This is a genomic window from Bowmanella yangjiangensis (assembly GCF_017255015.1).
Classification (GTDB): domain Bacteria; phylum Pseudomonadota; class Gammaproteobacteria; order Enterobacterales; family Alteromonadaceae; genus Bowmanella; species Bowmanella yangjiangensis.
Genome location: NZ_JAFKCS010000601.1, coordinates 1 through 444, shown reverse-complemented (window position 1 = coordinate 444; position 444 = coordinate 1). Strand labels below are relative to the sequence as shown.

The window sequence follows — 444 nt, the reverse complement described above, 5'->3', positions numbered from 1 at the left end:
GCCCTGATTTCGTCGTCTGCGCAGTTGACCGCAGTCGTCGAGGTAGAGGGCTCCGATCCGGTGGCCGGGCCGCTGGTGGGGGACTCCACGGTGCGTAGCGTGATGTCCGGGCTGCGCAATGAAATTGTGAAGATGACCGGTGGCAGCGAGGACAGCGTCAAGGCGCTGGCCAGTCTCGGCATCACCACCGATGAAGATGGCAAGCTGTCTATCGACGACACCCTGCTGACGACCGCGCTCGACAGCAATTTCGACCAGGTCGGCAGCTATCTCACGGGCGAAGACGGTCTGATGGGGCGACTGTCGGGCTTCGTTTCGGGCTATGTGGCGACCGATGGCGTGCTGAAGCAGCGTGACAGCGCCCTGCGTGGCACCTTGCAGAACATCGACAAGCAGCGCGAGTCGCTGGACAAGCGTGTGGAGAGCCTGCAAACGCGCCTCTAC

1 protein-coding gene is annotated in these 444 nt (G+C 63.1%); it reads left to right on the top strand.

The genetic code is table 11. The features are described 5' to 3' along the window. Positions 1 to 444: flagellar filament capping protein FliD (gene fliD / locus J0A65_RS25865; RefSeq protein ID WP_206597061.1), on the top strand; the 444-nt coding region annotated here is incomplete at both ends.